Origin of the sequence: Pseudomonas sp. lyk4-TYG-107, from assembly GCF_030209055.1 — a bacterium.
Lineage (GTDB): Bacteria > Pseudomonadota > Gammaproteobacteria > Pseudomonadales > Pseudomonadaceae > Aquipseudomonas > Aquipseudomonas putida_A.
Genome location: NZ_JARVST010000003.1, coordinates 89,669 through 106,569 on the forward strand (window position 1 = coordinate 89,669; position 16,901 = coordinate 106,569).

The window sequence follows — 16,901 nt, forward strand, 5'->3', positions numbered from 1 at the left end:
GTTGACCGCGTTCCCGCTGACTGAACGCAGTCGACTGTGGGAGCTGGCTTGCCAGCGATGAGGCCGGCACATCCAGCATTGATGCAGCCTGACACTCCGCTATCGCTGGCAAGCCAGCTCCCACAGGTTTTTCAGGCGACTGCCAGAATCTGCGCAGCACTGACCACCGTCGCATACTCCCCCTGCAAATTCCCCAGCGACATCCCGTGCACTTCTTCGGCTGAACGCGGTGTGCCGAAATAATCGGCCTTGTCGAAGGTGAAACACGCATCCTCCGCCACCCACGCCTCAAACCCCAGATTGCCCGCCGTGCGCGCTGTGGATTCCACCGAATTGTTGGTCGCTACACCAACAATGATCAATTGCCCGATCCCCGCCTCATGCAGCTGCGCTTCCAGCCCCGTGGCACAAAACGCATCCGGTACCTGTTTCTGGATCAGCCATTCACCGTCCTGCGGCATGAATCGCTGCTGAAATTCCACCCCTGACTGCCCGGGCCAGAACACCGAATCCGGTTCACGCGACAGATGCTGCACATGAATCACCGGCCGCCCGCTACTGCGCCACGCCCTCAGTAAATCGAGCATGCGCTCTTCAGCCTGTGGGTTATTCCGCCGCCCCAGGCGCGGCTGCAGAATGCCTTGTTGCTGGTCGATGATGATCAGTGCAGCGTTGGCCTTGAGCTCCATGGCGTCTTCTCACGAGAGTCATTTGATTCCCGCACTTCATCACCCACCCCTGCAAATAAGCAAGCCATCAGACAATCATCGATCAATGGCAAGAAATAACCACTCGCCCCGCTTGCGCGGCCATCTCCTGCTCACTAACGTAGCGGCTTTATTGCGCCCCCAGCCTCTACACCCCCGCAGGAGCTTTGCCATGGCCTCGCCAGCCCTTACACATTTTCTTCCCCGGTTCGGCGTTGCCGCAGCAGTGACCGGTGTCTTGAGCCTGTCCGGTTGCCAGACCTGGAACGCGCAGGACACCCTCCCGCCTACCTCCGGCGTGCAACCGCTCAAGGGCCTGGCGCAGAACGTTTCGGTGCGACGCAATGCCATGGGCATGCCGTTGATCGAAAGCAACAGCTTCCACGACGCACTGTTCACCCTCGGTTACGTGCACGCCAGCGACCGCATCAACCAGATGGTCACCCTGCGCCTGCTGGCCCAGGGCCGTCTGGCGGAAATGTCCGGCGCCTCGATGCTCGACGCCGACCGCTACATGCGCGCGGTCAACCTGAAGAAAAGCGCCGACGAGCTGTACAAGGCCTCGTCGCCACGCCTCAAGCGTTTCTTCGAAGTCTATGCGCGGGGCGTCAACGCCTACCTGTTCCGCTACGCCGACAAACTGCCGGGCGATCTCGCCGCCAGTGGCTACAAGCCGGAATACTGGAAACCGGAAGATTCGGCACTGATGTTCGCGTTGCTGAACTTCAGCCAGTCGGCCAACCTGCCGGAAGAGATTGCCTCGCTGGTGCTGGCGCAAACCGTGAGCAGCGACAAACTCGCCTGGCTGACCCCGTCCGCACCGGATGAAAACCTGCCACTGGCCGAGGCTGACAAGCTGCAAGGCCTCAAGCTCAGCGGGCAGATTCCGGGCCTGACCGAGCTGAGCAACGCCAGCCAACAATTGGCGGCGGTGAATCTGCTGGGCGCCAGCACCTCGAACAACTGGGCCATCGCCCCGCAACGCAGCCGCAGCGGCAAGAGCATTCTCGCCAGTGACAGCCACGGCCCACTGGCGGCACCGTCGCTGTGGACCTTCGTGCAGATCCGCGCGCCGAAATATCAGGCCGCCGGTGTCACCGTTGCCGGTTTGCCGATGATCCTCGGAGGCTTCAACGGCAAAGTCGCGTGGAGCGCCACCAGCGTGCTCGGCGACAACCAGGACCTGTTCCTGGAAAAAATCCGCCGTCAAGGCAACAGCCTGACCTATGAGGTCAATGGCAAATGGCAGCCGCTGGGCGTGCGCAACGAAACCTATTTCGTCAAAGGCCAGCGGCCGATTCGCGAAGCGGTGTACGAAACCCGACACGGCGCACTGCTCAACAGTGCTCAGGCCGTACAGGGCAACGGTTTTGGCCTGGCCCTGCAAACCCCGAGCTTCACCGACGACAAATCGCTGGACGCATTTTTTGACCTGACCCGTGCGCAGAACGTTGAACGCGCGTCAGACGCCAGCCGCGAGATCCGCGCCATCGCCCTGAACATGGTATTCGCCGACGCCAGCAACATCGGCTGGCAGGTCACCGGGCGTTTCCCCAACCGGCGCGAAGGCGAAGGCCTGCTGCCATCGCCGGGCTGGGAAGGTCGCTACGACTGGGACGGTTACGCCGACCCGATGCTCCACCCGTACGATCAGGACCCGACCCAAGGCTGGCTCGGCACCGCCAACCAGCGGGTCATTCCTCACGGCTACGGCATGCAGCTGTCCAACTCATGGGCAGCGCCAGAGCGCGGCGAACGTCTGACGGAACTGGCCGGCAGCGGCAAACAGGACGGTCGCAGCGTAATCGCCATGCAGTACGACCAGACCACCACCTTCGCCGCCAAACTGAAGAAAATGTTTGAAGCGCCGGGCATGAAGCAGCCGCTGAAACAGGCGATCGACGCCCTGCCGGAAGCCGATCGCAGCAAGGCGCGCGAAGCGTTTACCCGCTTGATGGCGTTTGACGGCAAGCTCAGCCCGACCTCGGCGGATGCGGCGATCTATGAACTGTTCCTGCAAGAAAGCATGAAGCAGATCTTCCTCGATGAGCTCGGCCCGGAGTCGAGCCCGGCGTGGAAAGCCTTTGTTGCCAATGGCGACTTGTCCTACGCGGCGCAGGCCGATCACCTGCTCGGGCGCGAAGACAGCCCGTTCTGGGATGACTTGCGTACCCCGCAGAAAGAAGACAAAGCCGTGATTCTGGCGCGCAGTCTGGCCGCCGCGATCAACGCTGGCGACAGTCAGTTGGGCGGCGACCGCAAGGCCTGGCAGTGGGGCAAACTGCACAGCTACACGTGGAAAAACGCCAATGGCCAGACCGTTCGCGGCCCGCTGGCAGCCGGCGGCGATCACACCACGCTCAATACCGCGGCGTTTGCCTGGGGTCAGGACTTCAGCACCACGCGTGCGCCGTCGATGCGTTTCATCGTCGACTTCAGCCAGAGCGAACCGCTGATGGGGCAGAACGGCACCGGCCAGTCCGGTAACCCGGCCAGCCCGAATTACCTCAATGGCATCGATGCGTGGCTCAAGGGTCAGTACATCGGCTTGCCGATGCAGCCGCAGAACTTTGACCGGGTGTATGGCAAGACGCGTTTGACCCTGACCCCCGGCAAATAAACGCAGTTCCCTTGTGGGAGCGAGCCTGCTCGCGAAGACGGAGACACAGTCAGAATAGATGTGTCAGTTAAACCGCCTTCGCGAGCAAGCCCGCTCCCACATTGGTTTTGTAGCGACTCGAAAATAATCGATAGAACTTCCGGACTCGCGCCAACCTCATAGCTAACAAGCCCCCCATTCTGGTAACGACATGGACCTTGTTATCGCCCGCCCCGAAGGTTTGTATTGCCCTGCCGGGGATTTCTACATTGATCCGTGGCGCCCGGTCGAGCGCTCGGTGATCACCCATGCCCACGGCGATCACGCCCGTAACGGCAATCAGCACTACCTTGCCAGCAGCGCCAGCGAAGGGATTTTGCGTGCGCGTCTGGGTCAGGACATCAACCTGCAAACCCTCGCCTACGGCCAGCGGCTGACCCATCACGGCGTGACCTTGAGTTTCCATCCCGCCGGGCATGTGCTCGGTTCGGCACAGGTGCGTCTGGAATACGGCGGCGAAGTCTGGGTCGCGTCGGGGGATTACAAAATCGAACCCGACGGCACCTGTGCGCCGTTCGAACCGGTGCGCTGCCACACTTTCATCACCGAATCGACTTTCGGCCTGCCGATCTACCGCTGGCAACCACAGGCGCAGGTGTTCAGCGAGATCAACCAGTGGTGGCAGGCGAACATCGCGGCGGGCAAGGCCAGCGTGTTGTTCTGTTATTCATTCGGCAAGGCTCAGCGGATTCTGCACGGCATCGACGCCAGCCTCGGCCCGATCCTCAGTCACGGTGCCGTCGAACCGCTGAACCGGGTCTACCGCGAGGCCGGCGTGTACCTGCCGCCGACGATCTACGCCGGCGACATCAAAAAATCCGACCCGATCATGCGTCAGGCGCTGGTGATCGCCCCGCCCTCGGCCGGTGGCAGCACCTGGATGCGCCGGTTCGGTGACTACAGCGACGCCTTCGCCAGCGGCTGGATGCGCCTGCGCGGCACCCGTCGGCGGCGCGGCGTGGATCGCGGTTTCGTGCTTTCGGATCACGCCGACTGGCCCGGCCTGCTCTGGGCCATCGAACAGACCGGCGCCGAACGGGTGATGGTCACCCACGGCTCGATCGGCGTGCTGGTCCGGCATCTGCGCGAACAAGGCCTGGACGCGCAGGGTTTCAACACCGAATACGGCGACGACGAAGAGGAGAACATTGGCGCCGAGCCGGTTATCGCCGAGGTGCAAGCATGAAAGCCTTCGCCGAGCTGTACGCCGAACTCGACGCCACCACGTCGAGCAACGCCAAACTGGCAGCGATGCAAACCTACTTCGCTCAAGCAGCACCGCAGGACGCGGCATGGGCGGTGTACTTTCTGTCCGGTGGACGCCCGCGGCAACTGGTGCCGGTGCGCATCCTGCGCGAACTGGCAGTGGAAGTCTCGGGATTGCAACCGTGGCTGTTCGAGGAAAGTTATCAATCCGTTGGCGATCTGGCGGAAACCATTTCCCTGGTGCTCCCGGAAAATTCGCACAGCTCCGAGGCCGGTCTTGCCGAATGGATTGAAGACAAGCTGCTGCCACTGCGCGGTGAAACCCCGGAGTACCTCGCCCGCCACCTGCCCGCGCTGTGGGCGCAACTGGATCGACCGAGCCTGATGCTGTGCATCAAGCTGATCACCGGCAGTTTCCGCGTCGGCGTGTCGAAATTGCTGGTCACCCGCGCATTGGCGTCGATGGCCGGCCTCGACAGCAAACGCGTGGCGCAGCGGTTGGTGGGGTACACCGACCTGTCAAACCGGCCGAACGCGGCCAGCTACCTGAAACTGATCGCGCCGGAGTCCGCCGACGAACATGCGCAACGTGGCGGCCAGCCCTACCCGTTTTTCCTCGCGCATGCCTTGTCGCAACCGGTCGAGGAATTTGAAGCGCTGCTGGGGCCGGCGAGCAACTGGCAAGTGGAATGGAAGTGGGATGGCATCCGCGCGCAGGTGGTCAAGCGCGAGGGTCGGCTGTGGGTCTGGTCGCGGGGTGAAGAACTGGTCACCGAGCGTTTCCCCGAATTCGACACACTGGTCCACGCGTTACCCGACGGCACGGTAATCGACGGCGAAATCGTGGTCTGGAAAAGCACCCATCCGAGCACCGCAGACGCCTTCGACCCGCAATCGAGCGCACCGCCGGCGGTGCAACCGTTCGCGCTGCTGCAGCAACGCATCGGGCGTAAAACCCTCGACAAGAAAATCCTCGAAGAAGTGCCGGTGGTGGTGCTTGCCTACGATTTGCTGGAGTGGCAAGGCGAAGACTGGCGCAACCGTCCGCAGGCCGAACGACGCGCGCAACTGGAGCAGGTCATCGCTCACGGTAACAACCCGGTGTTACTGGCCTCGCCGATTCTGACCGGCAGCGACTGGTTCGATCTCGCCCGCCAGCGTGAAGCCTCACGGCGCCTCGGTGTCGAGGGCATGATGCTCAAGGCCCGCGACGCCCTGTATGGCGTAGGCCGGACCAAGGACATGGGCGTGTGGTGGAAGTGGAAGGTCGATCCGTTCAGCGTCGATGCGGTGTTGATTTATGCCCAGCGCGGACATGGCCGGCGCGCCAGCCTGTACAGCGATTACACCTTCGCCGTGTGGGACGGCCCGCCCGAGTCCAGCCAACGGGCGCTGGTGCCGTTCGCCAAGGCCTATTCGGGGCTGACCGACGAGGAAATGCGCCAGGTCGACAGCATCGTGCGCAAGACCACCGTGGAAAAATTCGGCCCGGTCAGCAGCGTCAAGCCGAGTCTGGTGTTCGAACTGGGTTTCGAAGGCATCGCCCTGTCGCGGCGACACAAGAGCGGGATCGCCGTGCGTTTTCCAAGGATGCTGCGCTGGCGGCAGGACAAGACGGTGGATGAGGCCGACAGCCTGGCGACGCTGCAGGATTTGCTGGCCTGACCCGGTTTCCGGGGACACCGATCACATTTAACTGGATGAACGCCCTGTGGCGAGGGAGCTTGCTCCCGCTCGACTGCGCAGCAGTCGCAAAACGATGGTCTATTTGAAAAATCCAGGGGAGTGCTTCGCCCTCCAGCGGGAGCAAGCTCCCTCGCCACAACGGCTCATCCCAGCACCTAAAAATGCGTGCATCGACCCAAGTTGGTGCAGCCTTCAACAGCCGCCCATTCCCGTGCACCAATCCCTCTCCCTCCTCCCTCCCCCAACCTTTTAAAACACTTGTTCGGGACTCTGGTTCGGAAATTGCTACTTTCTATAGGTCGTACGCGTTCCAGTAACAATAATTCTGCGCCACAAGCGCTCATATTGGTTCTTAGAGATTGAATAATGAAAAAAGCATTGCTGACCCTTTCTGCACTGGCGTTGTGCATGGCTGCCGGCTCCGCGCTGGCGAAGGAATACAAAGAGCTGCGTTTTGGCGTTGATCCTTCCTACGCACCGTTCGAGTCGAAAGCGGCCGACGGCAGCCTGGTGGGCTTCGACATCGACCTGGGCAACGCGATCTGCGCCGAGCTGAAGGTCAAGTGCAAATGGGTTGAAAGTGACTTCGACGGCATGATTCCGGGCCTCAACGCCAACAAATTCGACGGTGTGATCTCGTCGATGACCGTGACCCCGGCCCGTGAAAAGGCGATCGACTTCTCCAGCGAGCTGTTCTCCGGCCCGACTTCCTACGTGTTCAAGAAGGGCTCCGGCCTGAGCGATGACGTCGCTTCCCTCAAGGGCAAGTCTGTGGGTTACGAGCAAGGCACCATCCAGGAAGCCTACGCCAAGGCCGTATTGGAGAAGGCCGGGGTGAAAATCCAGGCTTACGCCAACCAGGATCAGGTCTACGCCGACCTGAAAAACGGCCGTCTCGACGCCTCGATCCAGGACATGCTGCAAGCCGAACTGGGCTTTTTGAAGTCGCCGGATGGCGCCAACTACGAAGTCAGCAAGCCGGTCGACAGCGAATTGCTGCCAGCCAAAACCGCTGTCGGTATTAAGAAAGGTAACAAAGAGCTGAAGGCGCTTTTAGATAAAGGTATCAAAGCGTTACACGATGACGGCAAATACGCCGAGATTCAAAAGAAACACTTTGGCGATCTGAATCTGTACAGCGGTAAATAATGCCCTGGCGCCCATCAGTCGATGGGCGCCTTTTCCATCCGCTCAGGTTGCTGATTTATGTTCGAAAACCTCTTACAAAATCTGGGGCTCTCCGCCTTCAGCCTCAAGGGCTTCGGCCCGTTGCTGTTGGAAGGCACCTGGATGACCATCAAATTGTCGGCGTTATCGCTGCTGGTGGCCGTGTTGCTCGGTCTCTTGGGCGCCAGTGCCAAACTGTCGAAATCCAAACTGCTGCGCCTGCCTGCCCAGCTTTACACCACGCTGATTCGCGGGGTGCCGGATCTGGTGCTGATGCTGCTGATTTTCTACAGCCTGCAAACCTGGCTGACCGCCCTGACCGACGTCATGGAGTGGGACTACATCGAGATCGACTCCTTTACCGCCGGGGTGATCACCCTGGGCTTCATCTATGGCGCGTATTTCACCGAAACCTTCCGTGGGGCGATCCTCGCCGTACCACGCGGTCAGGTCGAAGCGGCCACCGCCTACGGTCTCAAACGTGGCCAGCGTTTTCGCTTTGTGGTGTTCCCGCAAATGATGCGCTTCGCCTTGCCGGGCATCGGCAACAACTGGATGGTGATGCTCAAGGCCACCGCACTGGTGTCGATCATCGGTCTGGCGGATCTGGTCAAAGCCGCGCAGGACGCCGGTAAAAGCACCTATCAACTGTTCTACTTCCTGGTACTCGCCGCCTTGATCTATCTGCTGATCACCAGTGCATCCAACGTCATCCTGCGCTGGCTTGAGCGTCGCTACGCCGCCGGTGCCCGGGAGGCCGTACGATGATCGAACTCCTGCAGGAATACTGGAAACCCTTCCTTTATACCGACGGTACCAACATCACCGGTCTGGCGATGACCCTGTGGCTGCTCAGCGCCTCGATTTTCATCGGTTTTCTGGTATCGATCCCGTTGTCGATTGCCCGGGTATCCCCGCATTTCTATGTGCGCTGGCCGGTGCAGTTCTACACCTACCTGTTCCGTGGCACGCCGCTCTACATCCAGTTGCTGATCTGCTACACCGGGATCTACAGCCTGGCCGCCGTGCGCGCGCAGCCGTTGCTCGACAGTTTCTTTCGCGATGCGATGAACTGCACGATCCTCGCGTTCGCCCTCAACACCTGCGCCTACACCACGGAGATTTTCGCCGGGGCGATCCGCAGCATGAACCATGGCGAAGTCGAAGCGGCCAAGGCCTACGGCCTGACCGGCTGGAAGCTGTACGCCTACGTGATCATGCCGTCGGCGCTGCGCCGGTCGTTGCCGTATTACAGCAACGAAGTGATCCTGATGCTGCACTCGACCACCGTGGCCTTCACCGCGACCATCCCCGACATCCTGAAAGTTGCGCGGGACGCCAACTCGGCGACCTACCTGACCTTTCAATCGTTCGGCATCGCCGCGCTGATCTACCTGACCATCACCTTCGCGCTGGTCGGCCTGTTCCGCCTCGCCGAACGCCGATGGCTGGCATTCCTCGGGCCGACCCACTAGGAAAACCTGTAATGCGACACCAGATCCATGACCTGTTGGCCCCGGTGCCGGGGACCGCACGACAGATCCACAGCTTCCACTTCGGCCCGGAGCAGGCCCAAGGCAAGATCTACATCCAGTCCTCGCTGCATGCCGACGAAATGCCCGGCATGCTCGTGGCCTGGCACCTCAAGCAGCGACTGGCGGAGCTGGAAGCCGCCGGGCGCCTGCGCAGCCAGATTGTGCTGGTGCCGGTGGCCAACCCGGTCGGCCTCGAACAAGTGCTGATGGACGTGCCGCTGGGCCGGTACGAGATGGAGAGCGGGCAGAATTTCAATCGCTGGTTCGTCGACCTCAGCGAAGAAATCGGCAACGACATCGAGGGCAAACTGGGCGACGACCCGCAGCGCAACCTTGAGCTGATCCGCGCCAGCCTGCGCAACGCCCTCGCCCGTCAAACGCCCGGCACACAACTGCAATCCCAGCGCCTGACCTTGCAACGGCTAGCGTGCGATGCCGACATGGTGCTGGATCTGCACTGCGATTTCGAATCCGTGGTTCATCTCTACACCACGCCCGAAGCGTGGCCGCAGGTCGAGCCGCTGGCGCGTTACATCGAAGCTCAGGCCAGTCTGCTGGCCACCGACTCCGGCGGCCAGTCGTTCGACGAATGCTTCACCCTGTTGTGGTGGCAACTGCAGGAACGCTTTGGCGAGCACTTCGAGATTCCGCTGGGCAGTTTTTCGGTGACCGTGGAGTTGCGCGGCCAGGGTGACGTCAATCACCCGCTGGCCAGCCGTGACTGCCAGGCCTTGATCGATTACCTGATCCAGTTCGACGCGATCGTCGGCGAGACCAAGCCGCAGCCGCCCCTGCCCTTCCCGGCCACGCCGCTGGCCGGCGTCGAACCGGTGACCACGCCGGTGGGCGGCTTGCTGGTGTACACCGCCACGGCCGGGCAATACCTGCAAGCCGGGCAACAGATTGCCGAAATCATCGACCCGATCCACGACCGGGTCACCCCCATTCATTGCACTGCCGCCGGCCTGCTGTACGCCCGCTCGCTGCGGCGCATGGCCACTGCCGGCATGGTGATCGCCCACGTGGCGGGCGCCGAAGCCTATCGCAGCGGCTACCTACTTTCGCCTTGAGGATGTCTGTCCCATGTACAAATTGACTGTTGAAGGTCTGCACAAAAGCTATGGCGACCATCAGGTACTCAAAGGCGTTTCGCTCAAGGCCAAAACCGGCGACGTGATCAGCCTGATCGGCGCCAGCGGCTCGGGTAAAAGCACCTTTTTGCGCTGCATCAACTTCCTCGAACAACCCAACGACGGCGCCATGAGCCTCGATGGCCAGGCGATCCGCATGGTCACCGATCGCCACGGCATGCACGTCGCCGACCCGAATGAACTGCAACGCCTGCGCACGCGACTGGCCATGGTGTTCCAGCACTTCAACCTGTGGAGCCACATGACCGTGCTGGAAAACATCACCATGGCCCCGCGCCGGGTGCTGGGTTGCAGCAAGCAGGAAGCTGAAGACCGCGCCCGCCGTTATCTGGATAAAGTGGGCCTGCCGGCGCGGGTTGCCGATCAGTACCCGGCGTTTCTCTCTGGCGGCCAGCAACAGCGGGTGGCGATTGCCCGGGCGCTGGCGATGGAGCCGGAAGTGATGCTGTTCGACGAACCGACCTCGGCACTCGACCCGGAGCTGGTGGGTGAGGTGTTGCGGGTGATTCAGGGTCTGGCTGAAGAAGGTCGGACGATGATCATGGTGACCCATGAAATGAGCTTCGCCCGCAAGGTCTCCAGCCAGGTGTTGTTTCTGCATCAAGGGCTGGTGGAAGAAGAAGGCGCGCCGGAAGACGTGCTGGGCAACCCGAAGAGCGAACGGCTGAAGCAGTTCCTCAGCGGGAACCTCAAGTAACAGACGCAGATAAAAACCTGTGGGAGCGGGCTTGCTCGCGAAAGCGGTGTGTTAGTCAAAACTGTTCTAACTGGCACACCGCTTTCGCGAGCAAGCCCGCTCCCACAATGGTGTAGGTAATCGCACAAAATTAAACTTGTCCCGCAACGGCGCGGTCACTGAAGGAACACTTTCAGAGCGCACGCCGCCGGTATGCCGACCTCCACCGACTTCGCAAAACTCTGGTTCAGCGCACGCAACTGGAAGCCGTTCGCCTTTCAAAAGCAAGTGTGGGCCGCCGTCAAACAAGGTCAGTCGGGGTTGCTCCATGCCAGCACCGGCGCCGGTAAAACCTATGCGGTGTGGTTCGCCGCGCTCAACCGCTTCGCCCGCATCAAACCCAGCGTTGCAGACAGCAAAAAACGCAAAACGCCAGCTGAACCACTGACCGTGCTGTGGATCACGCCGATGCGCGCCCTCGCCGCCGACACCGCGCGCGCCTTGCAAGCGCCGGTCAGCGATTTGCAGATTCCGTGGAGCATCGGTCTGCGCACCGGCGACACCAGCAGCGCCGAACGCGCGCGACAGGGCCGACGCCTGCCGACCACGCTGATCACCACCCCGGAAAGCCTGACCCTGCTGCTCGCCCGTGCCGATGCTAGGACTGCGTTGTCGAGCCTGCGGATGATCGTCGTCGATGAATGGCACGAACTGCTCGGCAACAAACGCGGCGTGCAGCTGCAACTGGCCCTCGCCCGTCTGCGCCATTGGCAACCCGAACTGATCGTCTGGGGCGTGTCCGCCACCCTCGGTAATCAAGCCCACGCCGAACAGGTGCTGATCCCACAGGGTGGCGGCATCAGCGTGCAGGGCCAGAGTGAAAAATCACTCAAGGTCGACACCTTGATCCCACCGGCCATCGAGCGTTTTCCGTGGGCCGGGCACATCGGTCTGAAGATGCTGCCGCAGGTGGTCGCCGAACTGGACGCCTGCGCCAGCAGCCTGGTGTTCACCAATACCCGCGCACAATCGGAAATCTGGTATCAGGCGCTGCTCGAGGCGCGGCCGGACTGGGCCGGGCTGATCGCGTTGCACCACAGCTCACTGTCCCGCGAGACCCGCGACTGGGTCGAGCAAGCGTTGAAGGACGGGCAGTTGAAAGCCGTGGTCTGCACCTCGAGCCTGGATCTGGGCGTGGACTTTCTGCCGGTGGAACGGGTGCTGCAAATCGGCTCGGCCAAAGGCGTGGCGCGGCTGATGCAACGCGCCGGGCGCTCCGGTCACGCGCCTGGGCGCACCTCGCGAGTGACGCTGGTGCCGACCCACAGCCTGGAACTGATCGAAGCCGCTGCCGCAGGCGACGCCGTGGCGCAACGACTCATCGAACCGCGTCTGTCGCCGCACAAACCGCTCGATGTGCTGGTGCAGCATCTGGTCAGCATGGCGCTGGGCGGTGGCTTTATTCCCGAGGAGCTGTACGAAGAAGTGCGTGGTGCCTGGGCTTATCGTGACCTGACACTGGCAGATTGGGCCTGGGCGCTGGCTTTCGTACGTCATGGCGGGATGTCGCTGACGGCCTATCCGGATTACCGCCGGGTCGAACCGGATGAACACGGTGTCTGGCGCGTCCCCGATGCGCGATTGGCACGCCGGCATCGCATGAGCATCGGCACCATCGTCAGCGACGCCAGTATCAACCTGAAATTCTGGAGCAAGGGTGGCGGCGGCAAGCAGTTGGGCAGTGTCGAGGAAGGCTTTATCGCGCGGCTGAAACCGGGTGACGGCTTTCTGTTTGCCGGGCGTTTGCTGGAATTGGTGCGAGTGGAGAACATGACCGCGTACGTCAAACGCAGCACCGCGAAAAAAGCCGCCGTGCCGCGCTGGAATGGTGGGCGGATGCCGCTTTCCAACGAACTGGCCGCCGCCGTGGTCAGCCGCTTCACGGCGGCGGCGCGCGGTGAGTTCGTCGGCCCGGAAATGCACGCGCTGCAGCCGTTGCTGCAAACCCAGGCGCGCTGGTCGGGTCTGCCCACCTCCGACAGTCTGTTGGCCGAAGCGCTGAAATCCCGTGAAGGCTGGCACCTTTTCCTTTATCCGTTTGCCGGGCGCCAGGTGCATCTGGGGCTCGCCAGCCTGTTGGCGTGGCGCGTGAGTCAGCGCCAGCCACTGACGTTCTCGATTGCGGTGAATGATTACGGGCTGGAGTTGCTCAGCGCCACGCCGGTCGATTGGTTCGAGCAATTCGATGCGGCGCTGCTCAGCCCCGAGCATCTGCTGCGCGACGTGCTGGCCAGCCTCAATGCCGGGGAGTTGGCGTTGCGGCGTTTTCGCGAGATCGCGCGGATCGCCGGGCTGGTGTTCGCCGGTTATCCCGGCGCGCCGAAAAGTACCCGACAGGTACAGGCCTCCAGCGGATTGTTCTTCGAGGTGTTCAAGCAGTACGACGCCGACAACCTGCTGCTGGCCCAGGCCGGGGAAGAAGTCTTACGGGAAGAACTGGATATTCGTCGTCTGGAACAGACATTGGAGCGGATCAACCGGATGAAACTGGACATGCACCTGATCAAACGTCCTACACCGCTAGGCTTTCCGTTGCTGGTGGAGCGCATGCGCGAAAGCATGAGTTCGGAAAAACTCGCTGACCGCATCCGGCGCATGGTCGGCGATCTGGAGAAATCCGCCGACAAGGGTCAAGCCTCATGAGTGCAGCGTATCCAGTGCGCCTGGCTGGTGAGGAGCTCTGGCTGCTGCCGGAAAAGGCCCTGTATTGGCCGGCGCAGCAAGCACTGCTGATCGCCGATGTGCATTTCGGCAAGGCCGCGGCCTATCGCAGCCTCGGCCAGCCGGTACCACAAGGCACCACGACGGCGAATATCGAAGTGCTCGACCGCTTGCTGGCCAGACTGCCCTGTCGGCAATTGATTTTCCTCGGTGACTTTCTGCACGGCCCCGGTTCGCATGCGACGGGTACGCTGAATGCCTTGGCCGAATGGCGTGCACGGCACGCGGATCTGCCGATGACGCTGATTCGCGGCAACCACGACAAACGTGCCGGGGATCCACCGACGGCGCTGAATATCCGGGTGGTTCCGGAACCGATGCTGCTCGGGCCGTTTGCCCTGCAACACGAACCCGCCCCGCATCCCGAACGACACGTGCTGGCCGGGCATGTGCATCCGGTCTATCGGCTCAACGGCAAGGGGCGGCAGCGTTTGCGCCTGGCATGTTTTCGACTGGGTGAGCGATTGAGCCTGCTGCCGGCCTTTGGTGCCTTTACCGGTGGTTATCAGGTCGAGAAAGACGCTCAGTGCAGGATTTTCGTCATCGGCGACAACGAAATATGGCCCGTCAGTTGAGGTCTTGGGCAAACCCCAACTGACTGGCCATTCATGGAGTAGCGACTCAGGCCACTGGTGCGGGTGGCGGCTCGTCCGGCAGCGTCGGCTCGCCGGGTTCGGTCGGTTGTTCGTTAGGGGTGTCGGGATCAGGCTGACCGGGAATGCCGCCTGCCATATGGAAAGCCGGGTGTGCCAACAATGACCAGGCCAAAACGCCAACCTGATTGGGCTCAAGCCTTGCCAGTTGGGCGGTGATATGCGGATCGATCTTCATGCAACCTCCTCGGCGAAGGCCCGCTTTGCCAGAAGCAAAAACGGGCAGTACACCCCATAGAGTGTCTGCCCGCCAAAGAATTCCCGCGAACTGCCGGATGGATCAGGTACGCGGCAGGGTCACGCCACGCTGGCCCTGATATTTGCCGCCGCGATCCTTGTACGAAACTTCGCATTGCTCGTCGGATTCGAGGAACAGCATCTGCGCCACGCCCTCGTTAGCGTAGATTTTCGCCGGCAGGTTGGTGGTGTTGGAGAATTCCAGGGTCACGTGGCCTTCCCACTCAGGCTCGAGCGGGGTGACGTTAACGATGATACCGCAGCGCGCGTAGGTGCTTTTACCCAGGCAGATGGTCAATACGTTGCGCGGAATGCGGAAGTATTCGACGGTGCTGGCCAGGGCGAAGGAGTTCGGCGGGATGATGCAGACGTCGCTGTGGATGTCGACAAAGCTGCCGGCGTCGAAGTTTTTCGGATCGACGATCGCCGAATTGATGTTGGTGAACACCTTGAAATGGTTGGTGCAGCGCACATCGTAGCCGTAGCTCGACACACCGTAGGAAATCACACGGCTGTCGTCGCTGCCGCGCACCTGGCGCTCGACGAAGGGCTCGATCATGCCGTGTTCCTGCGCCATGCGGCGAATCCACTTGTCCGATTTGATGCTCATGGCGGGTGTCCTGAATAGCGAGGTGGAAAAAATCTGTCCGGCATCTTACCGGGCGCGCCGCCGGGTTCAAAGTCCGCGCTGAAATTCTCGCCGAACACCCTGGAAATACAGGCCCTGGCGACGAACCGTCACACCGTCGATCCCTAAAACAGAGAAACCTTCGCAAGAAACATTGGCACGTTCCGGAAAAAGGGTTAAGGTGGCGCCACTGTGTTGCTTGTGTCACTGAGAATCTCTACACGATATGTTGAATTTCGATCCAACCATCTACAAGAATTTTTCCTGCTCTTTGCACTCAGTCTCGGCCAGGGTTCTTCCTGAGTCGCAGTTATCTTTGTTCAAGGAGTTACACCATGTCTAATCGCCAAACCGGTACCGTTAAGTGGTTCAACGATGAAAAAGGCTTCGGCTTCATCACTCCACAATCCGGTGACGACCTGTTCGTTCACTTCAAAGCTATCCAATCCGACGGCTTCAAAAGCCTGAAAGAAGGCCAACAGGTTTCTTTCATCGCTACCCGCGGTCAGAAAGGCATGCAAGCTGAAGAAGTACAAGTTATCTAACTTGTAGCTTCTTTAGAAAAGAGCCCCGCCCTCAAAAGCGGGGCTTTTTTGTGGGCGTGTGTTTTTAACGACCACAAAAAAGATCGCAGTCCGTGACAGCCCTCCTATAGGAGCTGCCGCAGGCTGCGATCTTTCGTTTGTGCCTTACCAGGCCACGCCAAACCCTGCGGTGTAGCGGGTCTTGTTCAAATCCGCATCCTTGGTTCCACTGATGATGTCGCGTTCGGCCTTGAGGTTGAGCGACGCCCAGTCGGTGACCTTGTAGCGCAAGCCCATCTCGGCATCGAGCGCATAGTTGGCTACGTCAGACAGCGGCTTGCCCAGTTCGCCATTGGTGAAGAACTCGACTTTTTTGCCGATCAGGTAACGGTTGTAATCCCACTTCATGGCGACCGAATAGAAGTTGTCCTTGCCGCCATCGCTGTACTCGTAATCGGTGCGGTTGAGCAGCGAACCGAGCGAGAACGCGCCCAGCTCGTCGTCCCAGAACTGGTAACCCGGACCGGTACCGACCACACGCTGACGCGACAGCTCTTCAACGTAGTCGCGCTTGTAGTTCAGGCGCCCCTGCCAGAACCATTTGTCGGTGAGGAAGCGGTCAAGTGCGTATTCGGCGCGCCAGTTATTGGTGGTGACCTGCTCGTCCTGCACTTCGCGGTTGTATTCGCCCTCGGCGGTGTGCCGCCAGCGGCCATGACGCGCGGTGGTCTTGAAGTCGATGTCGTAGTCGTCGGTGTCCTTTTCCGCCCGTTGATAATCCATCGCCAGGCCAATATTGCCTTTCCATACCAGATCCTCGACCACCGGTTTGGGTTTGAGAATCTGCTGAATGCTCGCCAGCTCGACGGTCTTCGGCGCCTCGCCGTTGGCCAGGGTGACCTTGCCGTCATCGGCAGCGGTCAGCGACTTGGCTTTTTCACCGTTGTAGGCATCCTGTTTGACCAGCAGTTCCTGATCGCTTTGCAGGGTCTTGACCTCTTTCCAGTCGATGCTGACCGCACCCGCATACTGGGTCTGAATCAGCAATTTGCCGCCATCGAAAACGGAGATCTTACCGCTCAGCTTGTCACCGTTCTTTAACCAGACGGTATCGGCAAGCAGCGGCGTGGAGGCACTGAAAACAGCAAGGCACAGCAAGGTTCTGGACAACATAAGCGGATCGAGGGCTCAAGTTTGCGAAAAAGGTCGGCATTATCCGTAGGAATAAGACCCTGACAAGGACTGACCGAGCGATTTCCATTGAGTTCATTTCTCATCTGGTCAACGAGCG

At 60.9% G+C, this 16,901-nt stretch carries 15 protein-coding genes; 11 read left to right on the forward strand and 4 right to left on the reverse strand.

Annotated features, from left to right (window positions below; genetic code table 11):
* Positions 1–131 precede the first annotated feature (131 nt).
* On the reverse strand, positions 132–689 hold the full coding sequence (locus QRN61_RS03855; protein ID WP_285373266.1) for a cysteine hydrolase family protein: 558 nt from the start codon (positions 687–689) through the stop codon (positions 132–134).
* Positions 690–879: 190 nt separating this feature from the next.
* On the opposite strand from QRN61_RS03855, the gene QRN61_RS03860 reads away from it, so the two are divergent.
* The 10 genes from QRN61_RS03860 to pdeM all read left to right on the forward strand — a co-directional run bounded on the left by QRN61_RS03860 (position 880) and on the right by pdeM (position 14,143).
* On the forward strand, positions 880–3,327 hold the full coding sequence (locus QRN61_RS03860; RefSeq protein WP_096797512.1) for a penicillin acylase family protein: 2,448 nt from the start codon (positions 880–882) through the stop codon (positions 3,325–3,327).
* Positions 3,328–3,517: 190 nt separating this feature from the next.
* Positions 3,518–4,552 (forward strand): ligase-associated DNA damage response exonuclease, encoded by a 1,035-nt coding sequence (locus tag QRN61_RS03865; RefSeq protein WP_097086545.1) that lies wholly within the window; start codon positions 3,518–3,520, stop codon positions 4,550–4,552.
* A complete protein-coding gene (locus tag QRN61_RS03870) occupies positions 4,549–6,237 on the forward strand; it encodes an ATP-dependent DNA ligase (protein ID WP_285373267.1) in 1,689 nt (562 codons plus the stop codon). Before QRN61_RS03865 ends, QRN61_RS03870 begins: the two co-directional genes overlap by 4 nt.
* Before the next feature lie 387 nt (positions 6,238–6,624).
* Complete coding sequence (locus QRN61_RS03875; RefSeq protein ID WP_003222321.1) at positions 6,625–7,407, forward strand: transporter substrate-binding domain-containing protein; 783 nt, start codon at positions 6,625–6,627, stop codon at positions 7,405–7,407.
* 57 nt (positions 7,408–7,464) lie between these two features.
* Complete coding sequence (locus QRN61_RS03880) at positions 7,465–8,193, forward strand: ABC transporter permease (RefSeq protein WP_003222319.1); 729 nt, start codon at positions 7,465–7,467, stop codon at positions 8,191–8,193.
* Positions 8,190–8,900 (forward strand): ABC transporter permease, encoded by a 711-nt coding sequence (locus QRN61_RS03885; protein WP_027614350.1) that lies wholly within the window; start codon positions 8,190–8,192, stop codon positions 8,898–8,900. The genes QRN61_RS03880 and QRN61_RS03885 overlap by 4 nt, the downstream gene beginning before the upstream one ends.
* An 11-nt stretch (positions 8,901–8,911) precedes the next feature.
* The gene (locus QRN61_RS03890; protein ID WP_285373269.1) at positions 8,912–10,030 is read left to right on the forward strand and encodes a succinylglutamate desuccinylase/aspartoacylase family protein; all 1,119 of its coding nucleotides are present in this window, start codon (positions 8,912–8,914) and stop codon (positions 10,028–10,030) included.
* A 13-nt stretch (positions 10,031–10,043) separates the two neighbouring features.
* On the forward strand, positions 10,044–10,808 hold the full coding sequence (locus QRN61_RS03895; RefSeq protein WP_003222314.1) for an ABC transporter ATP-binding protein: 765 nt from the start codon (positions 10,044–10,046) through the stop codon (positions 10,806–10,808).
* Between the two features lie 192 nt (positions 10,809–11,000).
* Positions 11,001–13,490, forward strand: coding sequence for a ligase-associated DNA damage response DEXH box helicase (locus QRN61_RS03900; protein ID WP_096795880.1), 2,490 nt, complete (start codon positions 11,001–11,003; stop codon positions 13,488–13,490).
* On the forward strand, positions 13,487–14,143 hold the full coding sequence (pdeM, locus tag QRN61_RS03905; protein ID WP_027614347.1) for a ligase-associated DNA damage response endonuclease PdeM: 657 nt from the start codon (positions 13,487–13,489) through the stop codon (positions 14,141–14,143). Before QRN61_RS03900 ends, pdeM begins: the two co-directional genes overlap by 4 nt.
* Positions 14,144–14,189: 46 nt before the next feature.
* On the opposite strand, the gene QRN61_RS03910 is transcribed toward pdeM, so the two are convergent.
* Together QRN61_RS03910 and dcd are read right to left on the reverse strand one after the other, a co-directional pair.
* Complete coding sequence (locus tag QRN61_RS03910; RefSeq protein ID WP_027614346.1) at positions 14,190–14,399, reverse strand: hypothetical protein; 210 nt, start codon at positions 14,397–14,399, stop codon at positions 14,190–14,192.
* Between the two features lie 102 nt (positions 14,400–14,501).
* Positions 14,502–15,068, reverse strand: a complete 567-nt coding sequence (gene dcd, locus QRN61_RS03915; protein ID WP_003222308.1) for a dCTP deaminase — start codon at positions 15,066–15,068, stop codon at positions 14,502–14,504.
* A gap of 353 nt (positions 15,069–15,421) precedes the next feature.
* On the opposite strand from dcd, the gene QRN61_RS03920 reads away from it, so the two are divergent.
* Positions 15,422–15,631, forward strand: coding sequence for a cold-shock protein (locus QRN61_RS03920; RefSeq protein ID WP_002554837.1), 210 nt, complete (start codon positions 15,422–15,424; stop codon positions 15,629–15,631).
* A gap of 144 nt (positions 15,632–15,775) precedes the next feature.
* Here QRN61_RS03920 and QRN61_RS03925 read toward each other — a convergent pair whose 3' ends face one another.
* Complete coding sequence (locus QRN61_RS03925) at positions 15,776–16,783, reverse strand: DUF481 domain-containing protein (protein WP_027614345.1); 1,008 nt, start codon at positions 16,781–16,783, stop codon at positions 15,776–15,778.
* Positions 16,784–16,901 lie beyond the last annotated feature (118 nt).